The 22,792-nt window shown below is 62.1% G+C and carries 18 protein-coding genes; 5 read left to right on the top strand and 13 right to left on the bottom strand.

All coding sequences use genetic code 11. The annotated features are described in order from the left end of the window. From bcsB to bcsD, 5 genes are all read right to left on the bottom strand, one after another. Complete coding sequence (gene bcsB, locus PQR40_RS00640; protein ID WP_408508196.1) at positions 1 to 2,577, bottom strand: cellulose biosynthesis cyclic di-GMP-binding regulatory protein BcsB; 2,577 nt, start codon at positions 2,575 to 2,577, stop codon at positions 1 to 3. 3 nt (positions 2,578 to 2,580) lie between these two features. Next, positions 2,581 to 4,785, bottom strand: coding sequence for a UDP-forming cellulose synthase catalytic subunit (gene bcsA / locus PQR40_RS00635; RefSeq protein ID WP_408241705.1), 2,205 nt, complete (start codon positions 4,783 to 4,785; stop codon positions 2,581 to 2,583). After that, positions 4,782 to 5,570: a cellulose biosynthesis protein BcsQ gene (bcsQ, locus tag PQR40_RS00630; protein WP_408508195.1), complete on the bottom strand. Its 789-nt coding sequence runs from the start codon at positions 5,568 to 5,570 to the stop codon at positions 4,782 to 4,784. Before bcsQ ends, bcsA begins: the two co-directional genes overlap by 4 nt. Further along, a complete protein-coding gene (gene bcsP / locus PQR40_RS00625) occupies positions 5,567 to 6,478 on the bottom strand; it encodes a cellulose biosynthesis protein BcsP (protein WP_408241699.1) in 912 nt (303 codons plus the stop codon). Before bcsP ends, bcsQ begins: the two co-directional genes overlap by 4 nt. 62 nt (positions 6,479 to 6,540) lie before the next feature. After that, positions 6,541 to 6,996 (bottom strand): cellulose biosynthesis protein BcsD, encoded by a 456-nt coding sequence (gene bcsD, locus PQR40_RS00620; protein WP_408241697.1) that lies wholly within the window; start codon positions 6,994 to 6,996, stop codon positions 6,541 to 6,543. 547 nt (positions 6,997 to 7,543) lie between these two features. On the opposite strand from bcsD, the gene PQR40_RS00615 reads away from it, so the two are divergent. Continuing rightward, a complete protein-coding gene (locus PQR40_RS00615) occupies positions 7,544 to 9,877 on the top strand; it encodes an EAL domain-containing protein (protein ID WP_408484887.1) in 2,334 nt (777 codons plus the stop codon). 902 nt (positions 9,878 to 10,779) lie between these two features. On the opposite strand, the gene hpaI is transcribed toward PQR40_RS00615, so the two are convergent. The 7 genes from hpaI to PQR40_RS00580 all read right to left on the bottom strand — a co-directional run bounded on the left by hpaI (position 10,780) and on the right by PQR40_RS00580 (position 16,939). Continuing rightward, complete coding sequence (hpaI, locus tag PQR40_RS00610) at positions 10,780 to 11,583, bottom strand: 4-hydroxy-2-oxoheptanedioate aldolase (RefSeq protein WP_408235826.1); 804 nt, start codon at positions 11,581 to 11,583, stop codon at positions 10,780 to 10,782. Between the two features lie 20 nt (positions 11,584 to 11,603). After that, positions 11,604 to 12,407 (bottom strand): 2-oxo-hept-4-ene-1,7-dioate hydratase, encoded by an 804-nt coding sequence (gene hpaH, locus PQR40_RS00605; protein ID WP_408235823.1) that lies wholly within the window; start codon positions 12,405 to 12,407, stop codon positions 11,604 to 11,606. 74 nt (positions 12,408 to 12,481) lie between these two features. After that, the gene (locus PQR40_RS00600; RefSeq protein ID WP_408235820.1) at positions 12,482 to 12,880 is read right to left on the bottom strand and encodes a 5-carboxymethyl-2-hydroxymuconate Delta-isomerase; all 399 of its coding nucleotides are present in this window, start codon (positions 12,878 to 12,880) and stop codon (positions 12,482 to 12,484) included. A gap of 21 nt (positions 12,881 to 12,901) precedes the next feature. Continuing rightward, entirely contained in the window at positions 12,902 to 13,765 is an 864-nt protein-coding gene (gene hpaD / locus PQR40_RS00595; RefSeq protein WP_408235817.1) for a 3,4-dihydroxyphenylacetate 2,3-dioxygenase, read from the bottom strand. A gap of 61 nt (positions 13,766 to 13,826) precedes the next feature. After that, positions 13,827 to 15,284, bottom strand: coding sequence for a 5-carboxymethyl-2-hydroxymuconate semialdehyde dehydrogenase (hpaE, locus tag PQR40_RS00590; RefSeq protein WP_408338538.1), 1,458 nt, complete (start codon positions 15,282 to 15,284; stop codon positions 13,827 to 13,829). A 126-nt stretch (positions 15,285 to 15,410) separates the two neighbouring features. Beyond that, positions 15,411 to 16,169, bottom strand: coding sequence for a fumarylacetoacetate hydrolase family protein (locus PQR40_RS00585; protein WP_408508194.1), 759 nt, complete (start codon positions 16,167 to 16,169; stop codon positions 15,411 to 15,413). Further along, on the bottom strand, positions 16,166 to 16,939 hold the full coding sequence (locus PQR40_RS00580) for a fumarylacetoacetate hydrolase family protein (protein WP_408508193.1): 774 nt from the start codon (positions 16,937 to 16,939) through the stop codon (positions 16,166 to 16,168). Before PQR40_RS00580 ends, PQR40_RS00585 begins: the two co-directional genes overlap by 4 nt. A gap of 180 nt (positions 16,940 to 17,119) precedes the next feature. On the opposite strand from PQR40_RS00580, the gene hpaR reads away from it, so the two are divergent. After that, the gene (gene hpaR / locus PQR40_RS00575; protein ID WP_408235805.1) at positions 17,120 to 17,527 is read left to right on the top strand and encodes a homoprotocatechuate degradation operon regulator HpaR; all 408 of its coding nucleotides are present in this window, start codon (positions 17,120 to 17,122) and stop codon (positions 17,525 to 17,527) included. 9 nt (positions 17,528 to 17,536) lie between these two features. Here hpaR and PQR40_RS00570 read toward each other — a convergent pair whose 3' ends face one another. Then, positions 17,537 to 18,676, bottom strand: a complete 1,140-nt coding sequence (locus PQR40_RS00570) for a helix-turn-helix transcriptional regulator (protein WP_408508192.1) — start codon at positions 18,674 to 18,676, stop codon at positions 17,537 to 17,539. 354 nt (positions 18,677 to 19,030) lie between these two features. Here PQR40_RS00570 and PQR40_RS00565 point away from each other — a divergent pair, with 354 nt between their 5' ends. From PQR40_RS00565 to PQR40_RS00555, 3 genes are all read left to right on the top strand, one after another. Beyond that, positions 19,031 to 20,092 (top strand): porin, encoded by a 1,062-nt coding sequence (locus tag PQR40_RS00565; RefSeq protein WP_408508191.1) that lies wholly within the window; start codon positions 19,031 to 19,033, stop codon positions 20,090 to 20,092. 97 nt (positions 20,093 to 20,189) lie between these two features. Beyond that, positions 20,190 to 21,425, top strand: coding sequence for an MFS transporter (locus tag PQR40_RS00560; RefSeq protein ID WP_408235796.1), 1,236 nt, complete (start codon positions 20,190 to 20,192; stop codon positions 21,423 to 21,425). A gap of 58 nt (positions 21,426 to 21,483) precedes the next feature. After that, a complete protein-coding gene (locus tag PQR40_RS00555) occupies positions 21,484 to 22,602 on the top strand; it encodes a histone deacetylase-like amidohydrolase (RefSeq protein ID WP_408484881.1) in 1,119 nt (372 codons plus the stop codon). Positions 22,603 to 22,792 lie beyond the last annotated feature (190 nt).

The following is a 22,792-nucleotide window of genomic DNA, read 5'->3' as shown; positions in this document are numbered from 1 at the left end:
TCAGTCCTGTCCGTCCCTTAGGCGGCGCGCGGCGATCGAACGCAGCGTCCGGTAGAAGAGGCCGGCGATGATCAGCGCGGCGAGCACGCCGCCCAGCATCAGCAACAACGGATGCGACGACAGCGCCCAGCGCAAGTATTCCTGCGGCGACAAGTGGCCGACATAGTACGCTTCGCCGTTCGACGTGATGGTGACGGTACGGCCGTGGATCACGGCCATCGCGCCTTGAATCCCCTGCAGCACGTCGGCGTCGAGCAGGGCGGCGGACAGATCGGCGTCCGACTGGCCGGCCGCGCTCACCAGCGCAACTGCGCTGCGGTTTTTCTGCAGCGGCGATTCGAAACCGGTCAGGAGCGCGTCGCCGTTCGAACTCACGAGCGTCAGGTCGGCACGCGCCGGCGAGCGTTCGACGCCGCGCTCGCCATGCCACCAGTCCTCGAGTTTGAAGACGACGTCGGAGAGCGCGAAGGTGCGCGAATCGCCGTCGCTGGAGAACGGCATCGACCTGGCCCAGCGCTGCAGCAGCGGTTGCTTGCCCGGCGCGCCGAAAATCAGCAGATCCTTGTTGGCGTACTTGTCGACGTCGTCAGCGGTGCCAACCATGACGCCGTTCACCGGATAACCCGTCGAGGCACCCATCCGGCCCATGGTCAGCAGGAACAGGCTGTAGTCGCTCGAATCGGCCTCGTTCGGCAAGACCACCGCGGTCTCCGAGAGGTCGGCCATTCGCGTGAACGGGAAACCGCTGTTGGCGAATGCGGCCAGATCGGGCAGCGCCATGTAATGCGGGAACGACGAGAGGTCGATGGTCGAGTTCGGATCGATCGCGCCGACCACGTTTTCCAGCAGACGGCCGTGACATTCGCCGGTGTTCGGAATGTCGTAGTAGAAATGCAGGCGCACTTGCGCGCGCGGCGTCAGCAGCAGCGGCGGAATATGCACGGTGCGGCGTGCTTCGGCAGTTTTGTCCGGCAAAACGCGCGCGAAGTAATGACTCAGATCGAACACCGAGGCCGGCTCGGCCGGAATCGGCAGCGCCTGCACGAAGCCGTCATTGACGCTGACGTTCAGCGACGAACGGTCCCGCAGAGGACGCACTGTGTAGCGGTAGCGCAGATCGATCGGTGCACCCTTGGTGTGCCACATGAACAGATCGGGCGGCACGCGCAGATTGACGCGCACGGCGTCGGCATCATAGCCGGACACGGTCAGGTCGCGCGCGTCGGCGAGCTCGCCGAAACGCACTGGACGGTTGGTCGGCAGCCAGTTCGGCGCGTCGTACGGTGCACGCGGCGCGAGTTCGTTCAGCTGCGTGATCGTCGCGCTCTGGCCGCTCAGCGTGTTCTGGCCGATGCTGAGTGCCTTGGCGGCGGTTTTCAGTTCGGCTTCGGTGCGGCCGAGTACGAGCAGCAGCTTGCCGCGCGCCGGCGCTTCACGATCCACCACGGCAATAGTCGGGCCGGAAATCGCCGGAATTGTCACACCGGCCGGGTGCTGGTCGTCGGTCGCGAACACCACCGCGTTGCCCGACAGGGGCACGTTATCCAGTTGCGCCGGAAACAGCGCGCCGCGATAGCCGGCGAGCGCACCGAACCATGACGCGACGATGCCGCCCGCTTCGAGCATCGTGGCGCCGGGTTTTTGCGGAAACACGAACGGCAGCTCGAGTCGGCGCACGTCGCGGCGGTCGAAGAACGGTTGCGGCAGGGCAGCCAGGTCCGGCTTGCTGGCGAGCGACGCGTAGGTCAGATCGAGCGAACTCGCATTGCTGACGGTGGCCCACAGCGACGAATTCGCCGGGTCTTCGCAGCTCGTCGTGTAATGGCCGATCAACTGCACGTTCAGGTGATTGAATTCGGTGATGAAACGCGGATCGATCGAGATGTCACGCGCCACCAGCATGCCGGCCTGTTCGTGCGGCACCGGCAGCGTTGCGGCGACTTCGCCATTCACCAGCACTTTTAGCTGGGAGATATTCGCGAGCAGCGCGGGCGAGTAGCTATAGACCAGATGCAGGATGGCGCCCGTCACCACTTCGTCGCCGCGCACCGAAAACGCGACGCCGTTCTGGCCGTCGGTGCCACGCAGTTGCAGCGGATCGTGCGCGCCGAGGTCGGCGAACGTGAGCGTTTGACGGCGGCCACCGGGCACCAGCGTGCCTGGTTCGGCGGTGGTCGGCGTTCTGATACCCAAGGCTTTCACCGACGCCGCGGCGAGCGTCGGCGTGGGCGTGGCCAACTGCGCCTGCGCGATCATGTTCGGATCGTAGACGACGGCCGCGCCCGGTGCGGGCACACTGCCCACGCCGGTGGCGACGCGCGCAGACGGAGCGCTCTGGGCCGCTGTCGACTGATCAGCTTGCGACGCACTCGCGCCGCTCATGGCCGCCGCGGCCACTTCAGCCGCCGAGGCCAGCGGCGCCGCCAACGCGGTCTGCAACGCGAGCCAGCAGGCAAGCCCGCGCATCAGGCGTTGCGAAGGGGAGCGTCCAGACCGACGTGGACGTGCCTCCGGTTCCATCCCACTGCGCTCGTGATTCGAGCGTTCGACGTTTGCCTTCGCCATCCTGTTGCCCATAGATCAGTCTTTGGTTTTTAGCTTCTTGACGTCCACCGGACGGCTTTTCATCGAGCTTCGAAGGTCGGCATAAAGATGCTCGAAGAGACCCGCAATGCCGCGTGCGCCGACCATCAGCACATGCGACAGACCGCGCAGCGGTGTGTCCTGCTGACGCCCTTCGGCCCAGCCGGTCCATGCATCGGCGCGCGCGAACGTGGTCTTGACGAACTCGTATTCCTGTTCTCGCGTCATGGCGGAGAAGCGCAGGCCTACGCGGCCTGGTTCCGTGAAACCGACGGTGGCGGGGAAGGCATATTCCTCGTCGCCGCGAAACAGCGATACGGTCACGCTTTCGTGCATCGGCACTTCGATCGCGGCGGGCAGCGCCACGCCGACGCCGCCTTCCGAGTAGTCGATGGTTTCGCAGGCGAGCGTGCGGCCGGTCGAGAATTTCAGCATCACGGGCATCGTCATCGCCACGCGGTGCACTGCGCGAATCTGCCGACGCTCGCTTGCCGCCGCCACGCTCGCGCCGAGAATCAGCATGTTGTAGGTGGTCCAGGCGAGGTTCAGGATGGTCGTGTTCACCACGCTGCGGATGTGCAGGTTCAGATAGATATGCACGATGCCCACGACAAAGCCGATCAGGTTCAGCAACAGCAGGAACAGATACGGCCGCGAGATCGCCCAGTCGAAGTAGTTCTTCTCGATCTGGCCGCCCTTGGCCGTCACGTTGAATTTGCCGAGCTTCGGGTTGATCAGCGCGAGCAAGGTAGGCGCGGTGATGTACGACGCCAGCACCGATTCGTAGACCTCGGCCCAGAACGAATGGCGGAACGAGCGCTGCATCCGCGAGTTGGTGATGCTCGCGTGGAACATGTGCGGCAGCGCGTAGATCGCGATCGTGCTGGCGGCGGCTTCGATCACATGCGCGCCGAAGAACAGATACGACAGCGGCGCGGTCAGGAACACCAGACGCGGGATGCCGTAGAAGAAGTGCATCATCGCGTTCAGATAGCACAGCCGCTGGCCGATTTTCAGGCCCTTGCCGGTCAGCGGATTGTCGATCCGGAAAATCTGCGTCATACCGCGCGCCCAGCGAATCCGCTGGCCGATGTGGCCGGAGAGACTTTCGGTGGCGAGACCCGCCGCTTGAGGAATCGCCAGATATGCCGTGGTGTAGCCGAGGCGGTGCAGTTTCAACGCGGTGTGCGCATCTTCGGTAACCGTTTCGACTGCGATGCCGCCGATCTCTTCAACCATGGTCCGGCGCAACAGCGCGCATGAGCCGCAGAAGAAGGTGGCGTTCCACAGATCGTTGCCGTCCTGCACGAGCCCGTAGAACAGTTCGCCTTCGTTCGGCACTTTGCGGAAGGTGCCGAGATTGCGTTCGAACGGATCGGCGGAGAAGAAGTGGTGCGGCGTTTGCAGCATCGACAGCAGCTTGTCGCGCAGGAACCAGCCGAGGCCGATCTGCAGGAACGAGCGGGTCGGAATGTGATCGCAGTCGAAGATCGCAAGGTACTCGCCCTGGGTGATCTTCAGGGCTTCATTGATGTTGCCGGCCTTCGCATGGCGGTTGTGCGTGCGGATCGTCCAGTTGACGCCGACTTCCTCGCAGAACGCCTTGAACTCGGGACGGCGGCCGTCGTCGAGTACGTGGATCGAAATCTTGTCGGCCGGATAGTCGAGCGCGAGCGCCGCGTAGATGGTGGGCTTCACCACCGAGAGCGGCTCGTTGTAGGTCGGGATGAACACGTCGACGGTCGGCCACAGCTCGCGGGAGGTGGGCAGCGGCATTGGCGTGCGTTTGAGCGGCCAGGCGGTCTGGAAGTAGCCGAGCAGCAGCACGATGGTCGAATAGACTTCGGCCGACACCAGCAGCAGGCCCCACGCGGCATCGAGCGGATGTTCCCAGTAAGTCGTCGAGGTCAGCCGCCAGTACATATAGCGGCCCGAGGTGACCACCGAGAGCATGATCATCACCATCGTCGCGTAACGGCCAGGCAGGCGGCGGAACCACAGCGCGGTGACGAAGCAGCAGGTCGCGAATGTCAGTTGCTCGTAGAAGGCGAGCGGCACCGTGAACACGAAGTACAGCATCGTCAGCGCGAACAGCGTGACCAGACCCGTCACGATGCGGCTGTTCCAGAAGCGTGCGTCGACGAAGCGTTCGAGCCGCGACGGCTCGCCGGCCTCGATGTCCTGCGACTGAGGCGTGCTCATGCGACGTTCCTTGGCGAGACGGCGATCGCGTCGACCGCCGTCATCAGCCAGTTGCCACACGAACGAAAATCGGCGGCCGCCTGGCTGAGTGGATCGTAGTGAATCAGCGTGGTGTCGCATGCGAGCGCTTCGCTCACGCCTTCGTCCAGATGGATCACGCCCGGGAAGAGTTTGCCGCCGAGCATCTGGCGCAAAACCTTGAGGACGTCTTTGGTCAACTGGCGCGACTGGTCGATCTGGTTGATCACGTAGCCTTCGCCGCCGAACTCAGGGCGCGGCGCCGCATACGTTTCAATCAGCCGTTCCATTAACGGAATGGCCGCGTACGAAGCAGCGTCGGCGAGCACTACGTTCAGCGTGAAGGTGGCCGCGCACAACGCAGTGCGTACATACAAGGACGAGCCCGGCGGCGTATCGATGATGACGATGTCGGAGGCGTCGAGCCGCAGCCGTTGCAGCGACTGCGCGAGCCATCCCGGCTCCTGGTCGATATGCGCTTCGAAGCGGCGGCGGTCGTCTTCGAGCACCGCGCCATAGGGCACCACGGTCACGCCGTCTACGCCGTCGAACATGACGGTTTGCCAGGGATCGCCCGTCAACGTGGCACGCGACAAACCGTCGATGCTGTCGAGCGGCACGCCGAAATGCAGGCGCAGCGCGTTCTGCGGATCGAGGTCGAGGGCAATCACGCGCCGGCCGCTGGCGGCCAGCACAGACGCGAGATTGGCGGCGAGGGTGGTTTTACCGACCCCGCCTTTGGCGGACACGACCGCGATGACTTTCATGAGCGACGAGGGCCGTTGACCAGCCACGAGTTGGAGGCGGCGGGCGTGGCGGCGCGCGGTGCGCCGGCCGGCGCGGCGGCCGTTTGTGCGGGTGTGCCGCGCAGACGGTCGAAGACCGATTGCAGCGGCGCGGATTCGCCTGGCGCGGCGGCGGCTTGTGGCGGCGCGGGTTCGGGTTCCGGGGCGAACAGTTTGCCGAGGATCGACGCGGGCGGCCTGGGTGCTGCGGGTGTCATCGCGTAGGTGGGGGCGTGCTCGAGTGCTTGCGCCCATGTTGGAGCTTGGGCCGGCGCTTGCGCCCACGTTGGCGCGGGTGCAGCGACTGGCGCCGGCGCGGCGGCGCGTGGCGTGAGCGGCGGGATCCCGGCGCGCGGCGTCAGCGTGTTGGATGGCAGGCCCGCCATAGCTTGCGTGACTGGCGTTGCCGGCGTGCGGAACTGGGCCACCGGCGGAATACTTGCAGGCGGCATGGTCGGAGGAACCGGTGCGGTGGCCACCGGCGCTGCTGGTGCGGATGGCGGCGCCGCTTCATCGTTCGTTTCGAGCGCGCCGAAACGCGAAGCGCCACTCGGCGCGGCAGGCTGAGCGGCGACGACCACTGGCGGAATGTCCCGCCGATGTGACCGGGTAAACAGGGGGGCCTTCGCACGTGTGACTGAGGCAGCGTCTTTGGGCGTGGTGTCCTGGCGATCGGCAGCCGGCGCCGCGTCTTGCGCCAATGCCGTGCTAGCAGGTTCGCGGCGCTGCCCGATCGCGGGAATCGTCGGTTGTGTCAGATCAAGTGTCACCAGCAGCGGCCAACGTGTGCGCGCCGAACGCGCTTCGTTTTCGCGGCCGATTTCCTGGTACGCGCTGGCGTCGCCGCCAAAATGATCGAACAGTTTCTCGATATCGCTCGATGAACTCATGGTGCCGCCGTCTTGTTCATGACTTGCGTTGCCTCGATCTTTTTACTTTTTACTTACTCCGCTCAACCCGGGTGCCGGCCCAACCGGAACTCGATCGAGGTATCCGTGCCGTACTCGCTCGTTTGCGCCACCGACAGGCCCTGCGCGCCCAACGCGCTCAACCAGGTCTGATAGACGCCTTCGAGAAACGCAGGGGTCCATGCGAGCGCCGGGTTGCCAAACGCTTGCAGCGGCGCGCAGTAATGCACGATGCGCAGCGATTCAGCTTCGTCGGACAACTCGACATAGCCCCAATCCATGTCATGCCAATACAGATTCAATACCTGAGCGAGTTCCGCGGTCGACCCGCAAGCCGGCAACTGATGCGCCGCGGCAAACCGGCAGCCTACGCGGTACATCAGTTGGCGCAGTTCGTCGCGACCGATCTGCGCTTCGAACTCCGTTGCCAATGCAGTCAGCATGCCGCGCCATTGCGGCGAGATCTGGCGTTCCAGCAGGTAATCGAGAATTGGGACCATGTTTTCCGGGAAGTGGCCGTTGCTTCGGCCGTGTATAAAAAAACGGGTGCCGACGGTCGAATGCAAAGTGAAAGTGTTACGGAAAGCCGCGCGTTGCACGCGTCCAAGGTTATTTTTACCGGACTGTCTAGTCTGTCCACCACACTTCGAAGGAGTCTACTTAAGACAGTAAGTTTTAGCCACTTTACATTCGTCTGCGTTATACGAGCAAACGATTGCCGCGGATGCCGGTCAATCACGTAATTTTTGTTGGTCGAATGGCTTTTTGCGCTTCCTTACTGCGGTTATCCCTGGTGAAAGTGTTCACGATCGATGCTGATATGCACAAAGCATGTCTAGCACGACTCATAACAGCGTCGGTATGCCGTTGGAGTCCGCCTTGTTGAATGCTTCGCTGAAGCCGGGGGGCGGGACGAAATCGCGTGAGGGCGGTGTAGCCCTTACTGGGCGGGGCGCAATTCTATTTGCGGGTAGGGCATAAATATTTGTCAGACGGTTGCCGTTATACATTGGCCGAGTGACCGGAGCCAGCCTGATATCTATCAATATGCTTTCCACCTCAACGAAGCAACTGTCCGATTCCGGTTTGCGCGATCGCTTTCATAAACGATCGCTGGAACACCAGCGTCCACTTTCGACCGTGACGATGGCCTTTACCGTTGTCGCGTTCCTGTGTTTCGTGGGGGCGCGCAACCTGGTCGACGGCCCGGCGACGCCGCTCGCTTACCGCCTTGCCTGTGCGCTGGTGCTTGCTCTGCTGGTGATGGCGATTCCACGCGCCGGCTCGAGCCGGACGTTCGGCGCAATCGGTGTCGCGTACTCGCTGGTGCTGGTGGCCGGTCTCGCGCTGAACGTCTCCGGCGTCGAACAACCGTTGTTGTGGATACTGCCGGCCATGGTCGCGATCCCGATCTGCGCCGCGCCGCTATGGCTTACGCCAACGCATTTCCTCGTCGGCAGTGCGATTTTCTATGCGGCGGCGTTTGCCTTGCTGTTCGGCGAGCCGCGCACGCATGACGTCGACGTGGTCGTGTGGATGTGGATCGCGGCGATCGGCATACCGACTTCCGCTGTGTTTCACTTCAGCTTCTACCGGTTCCGGCGCAACCACTTTCTGCTCGAGAGCCAATTGGCGCAACTTGCGGCGACCGATCCGCTGACTGGTTTGCAAAATCGCCGTGCGTTTGTGAAGCAGGCCGAGCGACGGCTCGACGCCATGACGCCCGATGCACGGGTCAGCGCCATTTTTCTCGACATCGACAGTTTCAAATCGCTGAACGACCGCTTCGGCCACGCGGTCGGCGATCATGCGCTGTACCAGGTCGCTCAGGTGCTGATGGAGGAGACCGCCGCGGACGACAGCGTGAGCCGGATCGGCGGCGAGGAGTTCGCGGTGCTGCTGCGCGACGGTCTGGCCGGCGCACTGGCGCTCGCCGAGCGCCTGCGCGGCGCGATTGCGGTGATCGAGCGCCCTGACGGCCATCTGACCGCAAGCTTCGGCGTGGCCGAACACCGGAGCGGCGAAAGCATCATGGTATTGCTCGACCGTGCCGATGAAGCCTTGCTGCGCGCCAAGCATTCGGGCAGAAACCGCGTATGCGCCGAACGCGCGTTGCCGCTCGATGCGCTAAAAATGCTCTCCGCCGATATGCTTGCCGAGGGCGAGGCGGTGGCGCCGCGGCATCTCTGGGACGACTATTACCTGACTTCGCACTTCCAGCCGCTCTATAGTTTGTCGCATCAGAAGCAGGTGGGCTTCGAGGCGCTGCTGCGAGGCGAGCAGAACGACGGCACGCTGGTGCCGCCCGTGGTGCTGTTCGCGCCGAAGCCGTCCAGCGACGAAGGCGCACTCGATCGCGCGAGTCATGCCGTGCACCTGGCCAACGCGCGCAAATCGCTGCCCGGCGATGCATGGCTGTTCCTCAACATTCTGCCCGCCACGTTTATCTCCGAAGGCTATGCGGATCAGCTCGCCATGATCGTGCGAGCGGTGGGGCTCGAACCTGAGCGAGTGATTCTCGAAATTCTGGAGTCGCATGGCGGCAGCGTCGACGACATGTCGCGCGCCGCGGCTGTGTACCGCGCGCACGGCTTCCTGATCGCCGTCGACGATTTCGGCGCGGGTCAATCGAATCTTGACCGGCTGTTCCGGATTCGGCCGGATATCGTGAAGCTCGACGGCGAGCTGATTCGCGCGACCAGTCACGGCTCCGGGCAGCCGATCTTGCCGAAGCTCGTTTCGCTGTTGCATCAGGCGGGGATGCTGGTTGTCGTGGAGGGCGTGGAGACCACCGAGGAGTTGATTCTTGCTGTTGAGTCGAATGTGGATTTCGCGCAGGGGTATCTGCTTGGACGGCCGGCTGCCGAGATTGCGCCGCCGGAGTCGGTGCACCGGCGGATCGATGATGCTTTCGATGTGATTGCCCAGGGGAGAGCGCATCAGTATGCGTTGTTCGAGTCGGAGGTCGAGCCGTATCGGTCGGCTTTGAGCCGTGCCGCTGATGATTTGCTGGCGGGCGCTTTGATGGATCAGGCGTTTGCTGTGTTGGCTACGTTTGATCGCTGTATCAGCTGTTTTATTCTGGATGATTCGGGACGGCAGATTGGGCATGAATTGCGGGGGCCGGCCTGGAGTAGCGAAGCGGCCTCGCTGCATCCCGTGGCCAATCCTCGCGATGCGAGATGGGATCATCGGCCTTATTTCCGTAATGCGGTTTTGTTGCCTGGGGTTGCTGTGGCTAGTAATCCTTATCTTTCTTTGGCCAGTGGCCGGCCTTGTATTGCTGTTACTTTGGCTTTGCAGTTTGCTGCTGAAAGGTCTGTTATTGGGGTGGAGATGGATTGGTCGGCGGTGGGGTTGCCTTGGCCGGCGGGGGAATAAGGGGTGGGGTTTTTGTTTACCTGCGGTGTTGGGGTTTTGCTTGGTTTTTTTGCATGCTCAGCGCTTGGTGTCTGGTTGCCTATGGCGTTGGCCTTTCCTTCATCGGGCTTCTTTGGCTATTGGCCTTTCCTTGAATTGATATTGGATTATTAGCGTCGCCCCTGTGCGGGGCAGGCACCTACTTTTCTTTGCCTGCTGCAAAGAAAAGTAGGCAAAAGAAAGCAGCTCAAACCGCTAGCTCATAAGCGGGTCCCTCGCACAGTCGCGGTAGTGGTGCATCTGGAATCCGTGCTCTCGCGCACTCCGCTCTCGTGACAAGGGCGTCATACTTCCGGCGGCGCTGCGCGCGCCGAAGCGTGCTTCAAACGCCATGCGCTACGTTTTGGTTCCCGAGCTTCTTTCAACGACTGGGCTGGCCGTTGCTTCACCTTTGCTCTGATAGAGGCGCTGGTGATTCATTCACATCAGCCTTCCGCAGAGGCGGAGCTGAAGGTTCCCACCACGCCACCGAAGCCCCGTGTTTCCATATAGCACCATCCTCGCCGATGCGAAGCCGATGGTCCCACCGCACCCAAACGAAGCCTCTGATTTCCCATGCAGACTCATCCGCGACGCACGCAGTGCGGAGTGGGAGCGGATGAGCCCCTTGTCACTCACGCTGAATGTGCGGGAACACAGATTCCAGATGCGCCACTATCCCCTCCGAGCCAGGGGACCCGCTTATGAGCTAGCGGTTTGAGCTGCTTTCTTTTGCCTACTTTTCTTTGCAGCAGGCAAAGAAAAGTAGGTGCCTGCCCCGCACAGGGGCGAACGCTAATAGACCACTAAGAAATCAAGGAAAGGTCAACGCCATAGGCCAACAGACAGACAAACGCCCCGCAGGCAAACAAAACAGTCATGCCTCAATACCCGCCCTTCACGGGCATTGCCACTCCGGCAGTCTTCTTGTACGAGGCCGCCAGATCTGCGGCCGCCCGACTCAACAACCCCGTGTCCGTCCCCACTGCAACAAACGTCGCGCCCGCCGCCATGTACTCGGCGGCGATCCCCGAATCCGGCGCCAGTACCCCCGCCGCTTTGCCGGCGTCCCGCACCTTCCTGATGCCGTTGCAAATCGCCTCGCGTACGCTCGCATCACCGGGCTGGCCTAGCAATCCCATCGATGCACTCAGGTCCGACGGACCAAAAAAAACACCGTCTACGCCTTCCACCGCCGCAATCGCGGAAAGATTCTCCATTCCCTGTACCGTCTCAACCTGCACCAGTACACACAACTCGTCTGCCGCCGTGTTGAGGTAGTCCGGTATCCGGTTCCAGCGCGAGGCCCGTGCCAATGCACTGCCCACGCCGCGAATGCCCTGCGGCGGGTAGCGCGTGGCCGCTACGGCGTCCGCGGCCTGGTCCGCTGTGTCGATCATCGGGAGCAACAAGGTCTGTGCGCCTATGTCGAGCAATTGCTTGATCAACGCGCTGTCGCTGCGCACCGGACGCACCACCGGATGCGATGCATACGCGGCCACGGCTTGCAATTGCGCCAGTGTGCTGCGCACGTCGTTCGGTGCGTGCTCGTTGTCGATCAGCAACCAATCGAAACCGGCGGTAGCCAGCAACTCGGTTACGTAGGCGTCGGCGAGCGCGGCCCACAGGCCGAATTGCGGCTTGCCTTCAGCCAGGGCGCGCTTGAATGTGTTTTGCGGTGGGGACATGTCGATTAACTCAAATGAGCTCAAATGAAATTCAAACCAATGCCGCCCAGCGGACCATAGTCGACGTGGAACGTGTCGCCCGCTCGTGCCGTGATCGGACTCGTGAACGAACCGCTCAGAATCACGTCGTTTGCATTCAGCATCTCGTCGTATGGGGCGATCTTGTTCGCGAGCCATGCAACGCCAGTGGCGGGATGGTTCAGCACCGCGGCTGCCAGTCCGCTTTCTTCCACCGCGCCGTTCTTGTAAAGCAATGCGCCGACCCAGCGAAGGTCGACGTCCATCGGACGCACCGGACGGCCACCCAATACGATGCCGGCGTTGGCCGCGAAGTCCGAGATGGTGTCGTAGACCTTGCGCGGCGCCTTCGTCTCGCGGTCGAATTGTTCGATACGCGCGTCGATAATCTCCACTGCGGGAGTCACGTAGGCGGTGGCGTCCAGCACGTCGAATAGCGTGACACCGGGGCCCTTCAAAGGTTTGCTCAACACGAAGGCCAATTCCACTTCCACACGCGGCGCAATGAAACGGTCGGCGCGGATGTCCTGACCGCTTTCGATGAACATGCTGTCGAGCAGCGGCGCATAGTCGGGTTCGTCGATCTGCGAGGAACGCTGCATGGCGCGTGAAGTCAGGCCGATCTTGCGGCCCTTGATCACATGGCCTTCGGCCAGTTTGAGTTTCACCCACTCGCGCTGGATCGCGTAACCGTCCTGTACGGTCATCTCGGGATACTTGGCCGAAAAATGACGCAGCTGGGTGCGCGTTTTCTCGGCATTGTCGAGTTGGGCCGCGAGATCGCGGATAGTCTGTTCGTCTAGCATGATGGATTCTCTATAAGCCGCGATCAGGCATAGGTAGTAGGACCGAGCGCCAGGCTCGGGTATGAGGCCCGGGACTAGGCCTTAAGCCGCGCGTGCAAATTGTTGTGTTTCCATGTACCGGTTTCGCTGAATTCATTGATCTCCAGCGACAACGCCATACCGTGTTTTTCAAATTCAGCGGCGAAGTGCTGTTTGATCACTTCAAATAGCGCATCCCCAGTCGCCTTTTTTGCGGCGTCCGAGCGACCCGCGGCAATCTTCAGGTTCGCGTGCAGAAACGCGGCGTCGGCTCTGCCGTCGGCAACGCAGTACTGCTCGCAGCGCAAGGCGCGCACGCGGATGCCGCCAAGCGGATAAAGGCGTTGTTCGTTCTCGCGTTGTGCGTCGAGGCAAGCGGCGAGCGACGTGCAAAGCTGCCCGATGCTTTCTTCGCCGGCGAGGTTGGCGCTGTATTCGAGTGTCAAATGCGGCACAGTAGGCTCCTTACTCAGGGCTTAAGCGGGCAGGGGCGTCACAGGAAAGATCGCGTTGATCTGGCCCGTGCCCGAACTGCCGAAATACGGCGTGACGACTTCCACCTTGCCGTCGTAACGATCCCAACCGAGTGCGCCGAGCAGCATTGCGGTGTCGTGCATGCCGCCTTCGCCCCAGCATTTTTCGTTATAGAGCGGCAGCATCTCGCAGAAGGTCTTCCAGTCGCCGGCTTCCCACAGCTCGACCACCTTGCGGTCCATCTGTTCGAGAAACGGGCTCCACACCTTGTGCATGAACTGCTCGGCCGTGCCGTTATTGGCGAAGTGGTGGCTCAATGAGCCGCTCGCCAGAATCGCCACGGTGCCGTCGTAACGTTCCTCGATGGCTTTGCGCACCGCGAGGCCGAAGCGCGCGCTGGTTTCGAGGTCGTGCCACATGCACCACCCGGCTACCGAGACCGTCTTGAAGTGCTGGTCGCTATTCATATAGCGCATCGGCACCAGCGTGCCGTACTCGAGTTCGAGCGTGGTCTCGCTGTGCGCACGGCTTTTCACGCCCATCTCATTCGCAACTTCCGCGATCAGATCGCCGAGCCCGACATTGCCGGGATACGCATACGGCATGTTCTTGATGAAATGCGGCAGTTCATTACTCGTATAAACGCCTTCGAATTTCGGCGCACAATTGATGTGGTATTCGCTGTTCACCAGCCAATGCACGTCGAATACGACGATCGTATCCACACCCAATTCGCGGCAGCGCCGGCCTATTTCATGGTGGCCGTCGATCGCGGGCTGACGGCAACCCTTATGTGGACCGTCGAGCTCGGACAGATATAACGACGGGACATGAGTGACTTTTGCTGCCAATGCGAGTTTGCCCATCGCGGTCTCCTATTCTGTGTGGCGCGAGGCATGATGGCCCCGCGCGCAAATGACCAGCGTTTCAGACGCCCCAGCGCGGAATGTGATGCGAGCCGAGCGACACGCACACGTTCTTCGGTTCGAGGAACACTTCGTAGCTCCACGTGCCGCCTTCCCGGCCCACGCCCGATGCCTTGGTGCCGCCGAATGGCTGGCGCAGATCGCGCACGTTCTGACTGTTGACGAAGCACATGCCGGCCTGAACCGCAGCGGCGACGCGCAAGGCGCGGCCAGTGCTCTCGGTCCAGATATAGCTCGACAAACCGTAGGAGATGTCATTGGCGAGTTTGATCGCGTCGGCTTCGTCGTCGAACGGAATCAGGCAGGCGACCGGGCCGAAGATCTCTTCCTGCGCGATCCGCATGCGGTTGTCGACGTCGACGAACACCGTTGGCTGAACGAAGTTGCCTTTGCGCATGGCTTCGGGCAAGTCGGGTGCGTCGAGGCCACCGCAAGCGAGCGTGGCGCCTTCTTTCGGACCCAGTTCGATATAGCTGCGTACTTTGGCCAGATGCCCCTGGCTGATCATCGGACCAACGATCGTGCTGTCGGCCAGCGGATCGCCCACCGTCAAGCGTTTTGCACGTTCGATGAACCGCTCGGCAAAGCGCGCGTAAATCGAGCGTTGCACCAGAATGCGCGAGCCCGCCGTGCAGCGTTCACCATTGTTCGAGAAGATCATGAATACAGCGGCATCGAGCGCGCGTTCGAAATCGGCGTCGTCGAAAATCACGAACGGCGACTTGCCGCCCAGTTCCATTGAAAACTTCTTCAGGCCCGCGGTTTGCACGATGCGATTGCCGGTTGCCGTCGATCCGGTGAACGATACCGCATGCACATCCGGGTGCGCCACCAGCGGCTCGCCAGTGTCTTTGCCGAAGCCGTGCACGACGTTCAGCACGCCGGCCGGAATGCCGGCTTCCAACGCGAGGTTGCCGAGCATCGAGGCAGTGAGCGGTGACAGTTCGCTCATCTTCAACACGGCGGTATTGCCGAACGCAAGACAGGGGGCGACTTTCCACGTTGCCGTCATGAACGGCACGTTCCACGGCGAGATCAGCGCGCAGACGCCGACTGGATGGAACAGTGTGTAGTTCAGATGCGTATCGGTGGGATACGTATGGCCGTCGACACGCGTGCACATCTCCGCGAAATAGCTGAAATTGTCGGCGGCGCGCGGCACGAGTTGCTTGCGCGTCTGCGAAATCGTCTGACCAGTGTCCTTCGTCTCGGTCTCCGAGATTTCCGGCACGTTCTTCGCGATCAACTCGCCGAGCTTGCGAATGATTTTTGCACGTTCCGCAGCGGGCTTGCCGGCCCACGCCGGAAACGCATCTTTGGCCGCGCGCACGGCGGCATCGACTTCTTCCGCACCGCCGCGGGCGACTTCGGCGAGCACGTCTTGCGTCGCCGGATTGACGGTCTCGAAGTAGTCTTTCGCGGCGCTCGATTTGCCGTTGATCAGATGTTCGATTCGCATTGCCTTGTCCTTTCTTTCTGGTGTCGATCCGGGTTAGTGCTTCCGCTGTCGGCCGGAGTTAGTGCTTTGGTATTTACTCCGGTCCCATGCAAAGTGCTTACTCCGATCTCATGCAAAGCCTGTCGATCAGGCGCGGCCGAAGTCCGCGTCGGATGCAATCGTATTGACGAGACGGCCAAGGCCGTCGATTTCGCAGACTACTTCGTCGCCTGCATTGACGTTGACGATGCCTTCCGGCGTGCCGGTCAGGATCACGTCGCCGGGTGCGAGGGTCATGAAGCTGCTCAGGTATTCGATCAACGCGGGGATATCGGTGACGAGATCGCGCGTGTTGCCGTGTTGCTGCCGCGTGCCGTTCACGAACGTGCGCAATTCGAGTTGCGTGACGTCTGTGACATCGGCCGCATCGACGAACCAGGGGCCGAGCACCGTGCCACCGTCGCGATTCTTCACACGCAGGTTGGGGCGGTAATAGTTTTCCAGGTAGTCGCGGATCGCGTAGTCGTTGGCGATCATGTAGCCGGCCACATGTTGCATGGCGTTTTCGCGCTTGACGTTCTGCGCGGTTTGGCCGATCACGACGGTCAGTTCGCACTCGTAGTGCATGAAGGTGACGTCGGCAGGGCGGCGCGTGAAGCCACGGTGCCCGATGACCGTGCCCGGGCCTTTGAGAAAGACCAAAGGCTCTTCCTGCTTGTTGAACTGCAATTCCTTCGCATGCTCGGCGTAGTTCAAGCCGAGCGCGAAGATCGTGCCGACTTCGACCGGTGAGAGCCACACCACCTCATCCTCACGACGCACGCGGCCGTCGGCGAGGCGCACGCCGTTGGCGTCCGGATAAGCCTCGTGAATCGCTCCTGCATACGCAACACGGCCGCGCATCATTGCTGTTCTCCATGTTGTTCTTCCACACCGGCAAACGACACCTCGAGCGGCGGCAAGCCGCCAATCGACAGCGTGGCCGTATCGCCGATATGCGCAACCGGCGAACCATGAGGCACGCCAAGCGTAATGACGTCGCCGGCGCTGAGCGTCATGAAATCGGTCACGTCCGCAATCAATTGAGCGACCTTGCGTACCGAGGATGCAGTACTGGCACTGAAAACCTCGCGTCCGGGAAGCGAAACCTTGATCGTCAGATTGTCAGGCGTTGCAACATGGCGCGCGGCAACCACTGCCGGACCGATCACGCAAAACCCTTCGCGTGCCCGAAACCGTACCGACGGCCGATACACGCTCGCGTGCGGCACGCTCAAATCGGCGACCAGCGTGTAACCGGCGATGTAGTCCAATGCCTGGGCCGCGCTGACGCGTGTTGCAGTGCGGCCAATCACGATACCCAGTGAAGCGCCGACTTCCACGCCCAATGCATCGTCAGGCACGACGACACGCGCACGATGACCAGCGAACGTATTGCGCGGCTTCAGATAGAGAATCGGCGCTTTGGGCGGTGCTTTATACGGAGCGGCATGAACCGCATCGCCCAATGCTTCCAATGCGGCGCGGTCGTTCAGCAAGGTTCCATAAACTGCGCCGGAAACGGGCGCGCGGCAGGCTACGCCGCGTGCGAGCAGCGCGGCAACGGTGAGCGCATCCACGTCGCGAGGCAGCGCGTCGCCTTCGGGGTGTAGCAGGTGATCGGCAAGTGCAAACATAAATTAGCTGTCTCTCAGAGAAAACACTAACATGTTAGTATTATTGCGCTTGATATCATCCACGGTCAATAGCCTGTCGGCTGATTGCGGGTTTTCCCTTAAGCTTCGACGGCTGCCTTTTATTTATCTTCCACCATGTCCGCTTCCGCTTCTACCCGAGTTTTACACCGCAACCTGCCCATGCTGTTGCTGCGCGCCAGAGAAAAAATGATGGAGCGTTTCCGTCCGTTGATTACCGCGCACGGACTGACCGAACAGCAATGGCGCGTGATTCGTGCGCTCAATGAGCACGGCCCGATGGAGCCGCGCCACATTTCCGATATCTGCACGATTTCGAGCCCCAGCATGGCGGGCGTGCTCGCGCGCATGGAGAGCATGGAACTGCTGACAAAGGAGCGTTTCGCGGAAGACCAGCGCCGCGTGCTGGTGTCGCTCACCAGCACGAGCGTGGATCTGGTGCGCGTGATCTCGAAGGATCTCGAAGCGCACTATCGCGAGTTGGAGCGCAAGGTAGGGCCGGAAATCGTCGAGCGCGTGTATCGCGCGGTCGACGATCTGCTTGCCGGCCTTGAAGAAGAGGACGAGTGAAGCAGCTGCTCAATTGCTCTGGCCGGGCGCCGGGGTATTTGTAGCAGCGGTCTCCCTCAGCCCAAGCAGCCACGGAATCTGGCTTTTGTCGTGCATGCCGAGCTTCTTGTATGCGCAGCGCAGATAGTGGCGCACGGTGGCAGGCGAAATCGCCATGCGCTGCGCGACTTCCTTGTGTGAGAGGCCGTCGCCGTACAGCTTGATCGCACTCAGTTCGCGTGGACTCAAACGGTCGAGCGGGGAGCGTTGGCGCGCTTCCAGCTGAAACAGGCCAACCACGGGCGAACAACTTACCGTTACCGTCTCGCCGACATACGGCTGGCCGGTGTCCGCATGCAAATGCGCGATCAGCGGCGCCGGCAGATGCTGGTTCTGATAGCCCGGCCACTCGCTGCGCAGAATGGTTTTGAACGCTTTATCCGCCTGGTGCACTGCACCGAAGCCGTCGCAGATCGCACGTGCAGGCGTTGAAACGCCTTCGCCGCGCTCGCGCGTCAATTGAAACGAGCGGCTGATCGTAAGCGCCGCGCTTAAGTGCGGAATCACATCCTCCAGCGTTTGCGCATCCGCCGCGGAGAACGGTTTGTCGAGCGCGCGGCGATACACCGAGAGGAAGGTTGCGAGCCCGAAGCGATGATCGAGTGCCGACACCACCATCAGTTGCGCGAGCCCGTATTTGATTGCCCAGTTGCGAAAGCGCGGATCGATGCCGGGCGCCACGATCGACACTTCCAGCGCGCGGCCGTAGCGGTTCATCGAGCCGAGCGCGAGCGGATCGCAGTCGCGCACGCGCTGCCAGTCGGTAAAGAACTCGCCCGGCAATCCATAGACGAAGCTGTTGTGCATCACGGGACCGTTGGCCGTGTGCGTCGTCACGCCGGTCCAGCCGGCGTCGAACGGCAAATGCTGCGATAGGAGGCGGAAGAAGCCGTGCTCGAATTCACCGATGCCAGTGCGGTTGGCGAGCGCATAGAGGTCGAGCAGGAAAAGGCTCAGGCCACGCGCAGCGGTGCCGTTGCCGGAAAGCGCGCCTTCAAAGTCGGCGCTGCGCTGTTCGAGTGGCGCACCTGCGTATTCGTCGAGCGGAATGGCAGGGGGCATTTCACCCCACTGATCGATAACCCGCTTTGTGTCCGCGGTGACTGTCACGCTGGCTCCTTCGGCTGTCGATAAGGCGCGTCCGGCTGCTCGCGCGGCGTGCCGATCGATTATACGTGGCGTTTTTTTGAAAAACGCAGCGACCGAAATGGCGCTACACCCCCTCATTTGAACGGCCCCGGGCCGCGGATGCCGCGCCGCGTCATTGCGCCGGGCCATTCAACATATCCACGTATGTCAATCGCACTGGGGCTTCACGCAAGCGCGTGCGGGTTTTCCATACCGTTCATCTGGACGTCTATTCAGCGCAATTGCCGCTACCGACACTGCCGTTGCACTCGATGAGGGATGCAGCCCGCAGCAACGGACACATTACAAAAACATCAGACGGTTTGGAGCTTCTCGATGAAACGAAACGTATCACGGCAGCGCGGCGGTCGACGAAAGACATTGGCGGTATTGAGTGTGGCGGCCGGTTTCTGCGCCACGACCGCCCACGCGCAATCGAGTGTCACGCTGTACGGTCTGGTCGACGCCGGCATTCAGTACCGCACGAACGCGGACGGCCAGCACAGCGCGGTCAACTTGCAGAACTACGGCGTGTTGCCGTCGCAGATCGGTTTGACGGGCACGGAAGACCTGGGTGGCGGCTTGCAGGCGATCTTCCGCCTCGAGCAGGGCATCAACGTGAACGATGGCACGGCCACCGTACCTGGTTACGCATTCTTTCGCGGCGCTTATGTCGGTTTGACCGGCAAATTCGGCACCGTCACGCTCGGACGGCAGTTCAGCGTGCTGTTCGATCGCACGGTTTTCTACGACCCGCTGCTGTACGCGGCGTACAGCGGACAGGGTGTGCTGGTGCCGCTGTCGGCCAACTTCATTGATAACTCAGTGAAGTTCAAGACTGCGGATTACGGCGGCTTCAGCGCCGAAGCATTGGCGGCGACCGGTGGTGTGGCGGGCAATTCGCGCTCGGGCCGGGTGCTGGAAATCGGCGCGCAATACGGCGGCAACGGCTACGGTATCAGTGCGGCGTTGCATCGGGCGCAAGGTACGGCATCCGGCGATGTGGATACATCGGGACTGCAGCAGACCATTGGCACGCTGGCGGCGCATTGGGACATCGCGACGCTTTCGCTATACGGCGGCGCGGAACGGCAAACCGGATCGCTCGCGCCGTCGAAAACCGTGGCGTGGGGCGGGGCGCGCTACCAGATCGACAATTTCTTTGGCCTCGCGGGCGGTGTCTATCAAACCTGGTCGAACACGCCAAGCGTCGGTCATCCGACGCTGTTCATCGCGAGCGGCACCTATGCACTGTCAAAGCGCACGGTGGCATATGTGAATCTCGGCTACTCGCGCAACAGCAGTCAAAGCTCGCAACCGGTCTATGAATACGACGCAACGTCGCTCAACGGCGCCTCGCAGTTGGGCGCGATGTTCGGCATGTATCACACGTTCTGATTGCCCGTCGCCGGTGTCGAGAACGCCGGCTGGTATTCGTCTCTCATAGCCCGCGTATCGGCTTTTGTTGCAACCGCAATCGTTACCTCTGAGCCCCATGAAAACCTCTTCGACATCTTCATTTGCCACGGCCGCTGCGTCCGCGACGTCCGCGGCCGCGCCGCGCGAATTCGCGACGTCCACGCTGCTGTCGCTGGTGGTGTTTGCTGCGATCACGCCGTTGTTGCTTCTCGTCGCGCCAGCAGTCGCTGCGCAACTCGGCGGACAGCTCGGTTTGAGCGCCTCGCAGATCGGCACGTATTTCTTCGTCGAACTCGGCGCGTTCAGCTGCGCGACCTTGCCATCGCTCTTGTGGTTGGGTCGAGTCGACGCGCGCCGTGTCGCGGCAATCGCCACGGCGGTGTTTTGCATCGGCAATCTCGCCACAGCGGTGCTGATGCCCGGCTTTGTCGTGTTGCTGGTGTTGCGTGCGTTGACCGCGCTCGGCGGCGGCACGCTGATGGTGCTGTGCATGACGAGCGCGGCGACGAGCGGCAATCGCGACCGCGTGTATGGCTTGTGGGTGGTGGGTCAACTGGTGGCTGGTGCGCTCGGCCTGTTCGTGCTGCCGCATCTGTTCGACGCGTTCGGTTTGCGGGCGCTGTATGTAGTGCTGGCCGCGCTCGCGCTGATCGCATCGCCGCTCACGCGCGGCTTCGATCCGGCCTTGGGCGGCGCCAGCGGCAAGCAGGTGCAACAGGCTGGATCCTGCATCAACGGTGCCGGCAGCAGGTGGTTTCTCGCGACGCTGGTGATCGGCGGCGTGCTCGCTTTCTATGTGGCAATCGGCGGCGTCTGGACGTTCGCGAGCAAGGCGGCGTCGCTCGCCGGACTCGACGCTGGCCACACCGGCGAACTGCTCGCGACCGCAAGCGTAATGGGAATCGTCGGCGCGGCAAGCGCATCGTTCATCGGCAACCGGATTGCGCGTGCCGCGATGCTGCTGACGGGTTACGCGATTCTCGTCGCGGCTTTGCTCGGTCTGTCGGCGCATCCAGCTTCGATGGGCTACGCCGCCGCGATCTTCGCCTTCAAGTTCGCGTGGACCTTTGTGTTGCCGTTCATTCTCGCCGCAGCCGCAAAAACCGATACATCTGGGCGTTTGATCGCCACGCTGAACTTCGTGATCGGCGCGGGGCTCGCAGTCGGTCCGCTGATCGCCGGTTTTCTCCTCGACGCGGGGGTGGGACTCAATACGTTGTTTCAGGGCGCGGCGTTGATCTGCGCGTTGTCTTTCGTTTGCCTGCTACGTGTCGAGCGTAGCGGGCGTGAAGTGCCGGGCGCGCGTGGGTGACCGTGCCGTCGAATCCGGTCGATTTGAATCCGCAGGTGAACTACAGGTAAGAGACATCATGAGCAAAACGGCATTTTTCACGGACGAACGCACTTTCTGGCATACAGGCGGCACGCATGCGCTGTTCTTTCCGGTCGGCGGCTGGGTGCAGCCGCCGTCGAGCAGTGGTTACGCGGAGTCGCCCGATTCGAAACGCAGGCTGCTGGCGTTGATCCAGGCCTCGGGGCTGGCGGCGTCGCTCGACATGCAGGGGGCGGAGCTTGCCACTGAAGACGATTTGCTGCGCGTTCATCCGCGGGACTATCTGAATCGCTTCAAGGCGCTCAGCGACACGACCGGCGGCGATCTGGGTGAGCTCGCACCGTTTGGCAAGGGCAGCTATGAGATCGCTGCGCTTTCCGCAGGGCTTGCCATCAGCGCGATCGACACCGTGCTCGACAAGCGGGCAAGCAACGCATTCTCGTTGTCGCGCCCGCCCGGTCATCACTGTCTGCGTGACAAGCCGATGGGCTTCTGCCTGCTCGCCAATATTCCCGTTGCGATCGAAGCGGCGCGTGCGAAGCATGGCGTCGAACGCGTCGTGGTGATCGACTGGGATGTCCACCACGGCAATGGCACGCAGTCGATCTATTACGATGATCCCAACACGCTGACGATTTCGCTGCATCAGGACCGCTGCTTTCCGCCGGGTTACAGCGGCGCGGATGAGCGCGGCGCGGGTGCAGGCGTTGGAGCCAACGTCAACATTCCGTTGTTGCCGGGCGGCGGCCATGACGCCTATCTGTATGCGTTCGAGCGCATCGTGCTGCCCGCGCTCGATGCGTTCAGGCCGGATCTGATCGTCGTGGCGAGCGGACTAGACGCAAGCGCGGTCGATCCACTCGCGCGCATGCTGCTCCACAGCGAGAGCTATCGCACGATGACGCAACTGATGTGCGATGCCGCCGAACGATATTGCGGCGGCCGGCTGGTGATCGTGCATGAGGGCGGGTATTCGGAAGCGTATGTGCCGTTCTGCGGGCACGCGATTGTCGAAACGCTGGCTGACGTGCGTACGCAGGTGACCGATCCGATGCTCGATCTGGCCATCGCACAGCAGCCTAACGAGCGCTTCAAGGCGTTTCAGCGTGGGCTGATCGATGAGATGGCCGGCGAGTTTGGGCTGTCAACGCGTTAAGGGCTCAGCGGCGTCCAAAGGCCCACCGTGTCTAAAGGCCACGCAGCACCCAAAGGTTCCGGAATGTCTAAAGGGGCCGCGCAGCGCCCAAAGGGTCCACGGGCCTTGGGGCGTCTGGCCTTTCAGGCGCACTGGGCCGCTTGAAGTCACGGGCGTTGTCATCCTTATGGTCGATGCCGCCGGGCCCGCG

Origin of the sequence: Paraburkholderia sediminicola (genome assembly GCF_046026855.1) — a bacterium.
Lineage (GTDB): Bacteria > Pseudomonadota > Gammaproteobacteria > Burkholderiales > Burkholderiaceae > Paraburkholderia > Paraburkholderia sediminicola_A.
Note: the sequence above shows the minus strand (reverse complement) of the source record. Positions and strands in the feature narration are given on the sequence as shown.

What these genes read in the sequence shown, in the direction of transcription:
- bcsB (WP_408508196.1), bottom strand. Translation starts at nt 2,577, where the DNA reads ATGGGCAACAGGATGGCGAAGGCAAACGTCGAACGCTCGAATCACGAG.
- hpaE (WP_408338538.1), bottom strand. Translation starts at nt 15,284, where the DNA reads ATGCGAATCGAACATCTGATCAACGGCAAATCGAGCGCCGCGAAAGAC.
- PQR40_RS00580 (WP_408508193.1), bottom strand. Translation starts at nt 16,939, where the DNA reads ATGTTTGCACTTGCCGATCACCTGCTACACCCCGAAGGCGACGCGCTG.
- PQR40_RS00560 (WP_408235796.1), top strand. Translation starts at nt 20,190, where the DNA reads ATGAAAACCTCTTCGACATCTTCATTTGCCACGGCCGCTGCGTCCGCG.
- PQR40_RS00615 (WP_408484887.1), top strand. Translation starts at nt 7,544, where the DNA reads ATGCTTTCCACCTCAACGAAGCAACTGTCCGATTCCGGTTTGCGCGAT.
- PQR40_RS00555 (WP_408484881.1), top strand. Translation starts at nt 21,484, where the DNA reads ATGAGCAAAACGGCATTTTTCACGGACGAACGCACTTTCTGGCATACA.
- bcsA (WP_408241705.1), bottom strand. Translation starts at nt 4,785, where the DNA reads ATGAGCACGCCTCAGTCGCAGGACATCGAGGCCGGCGAGCCGTCGCGG.
- bcsP (WP_408241699.1), bottom strand. Translation starts at nt 6,478, where the DNA reads ATGAGTTCATCGAGCGATATCGAGAAACTGTTCGATCATTTTGGCGGC.
- hpaD (WP_408235817.1), bottom strand. Translation starts at nt 13,765, where the DNA reads ATGGGCAAACTCGCATTGGCAGCAAAAGTCACTCATGTCCCGTCGTTA.
- bcsD (WP_408241697.1), bottom strand. Translation starts at nt 6,996, where the DNA reads ATGGTCCCAATTCTCGATTACCTGCTGGAACGCCAGATCTCGCCGCAA.
- hpaH (WP_408235823.1), bottom strand. Translation starts at nt 12,407, where the DNA reads ATGCTAGACGAACAGACTATCCGCGATCTCGCGGCCCAACTCGACAAT.
- bcsQ (WP_408508195.1), bottom strand. Translation starts at nt 5,570, where the DNA reads ATGAAAGTCATCGCGGTCGTGTCCGCCAAAGGCGGGGTCGGTAAAACC.
- hpaI (WP_408235826.1), bottom strand. Translation starts at nt 11,583, where the DNA reads ATGTCCCCACCGCAAAACACATTCAAGCGCGCCCTGGCTGAAGGCAAG.
- hpaR (WP_408235805.1), top strand. Translation starts at nt 17,120, where the DNA reads ATGCTGTTGCTGCGCGCCAGAGAAAAAATGATGGAGCGTTTCCGTCCG.
- PQR40_RS00585 (WP_408508194.1), bottom strand. Translation starts at nt 16,169, where the DNA reads ATGATGCGCGGCCGTGTTGCGTATGCAGGAGCGATTCACGAGGCTTAT.
- PQR40_RS00565 (WP_408508191.1), top strand. Translation starts at nt 19,031, where the DNA reads ATGAAACGAAACGTATCACGGCAGCGCGGCGGTCGACGAAAGACATTG.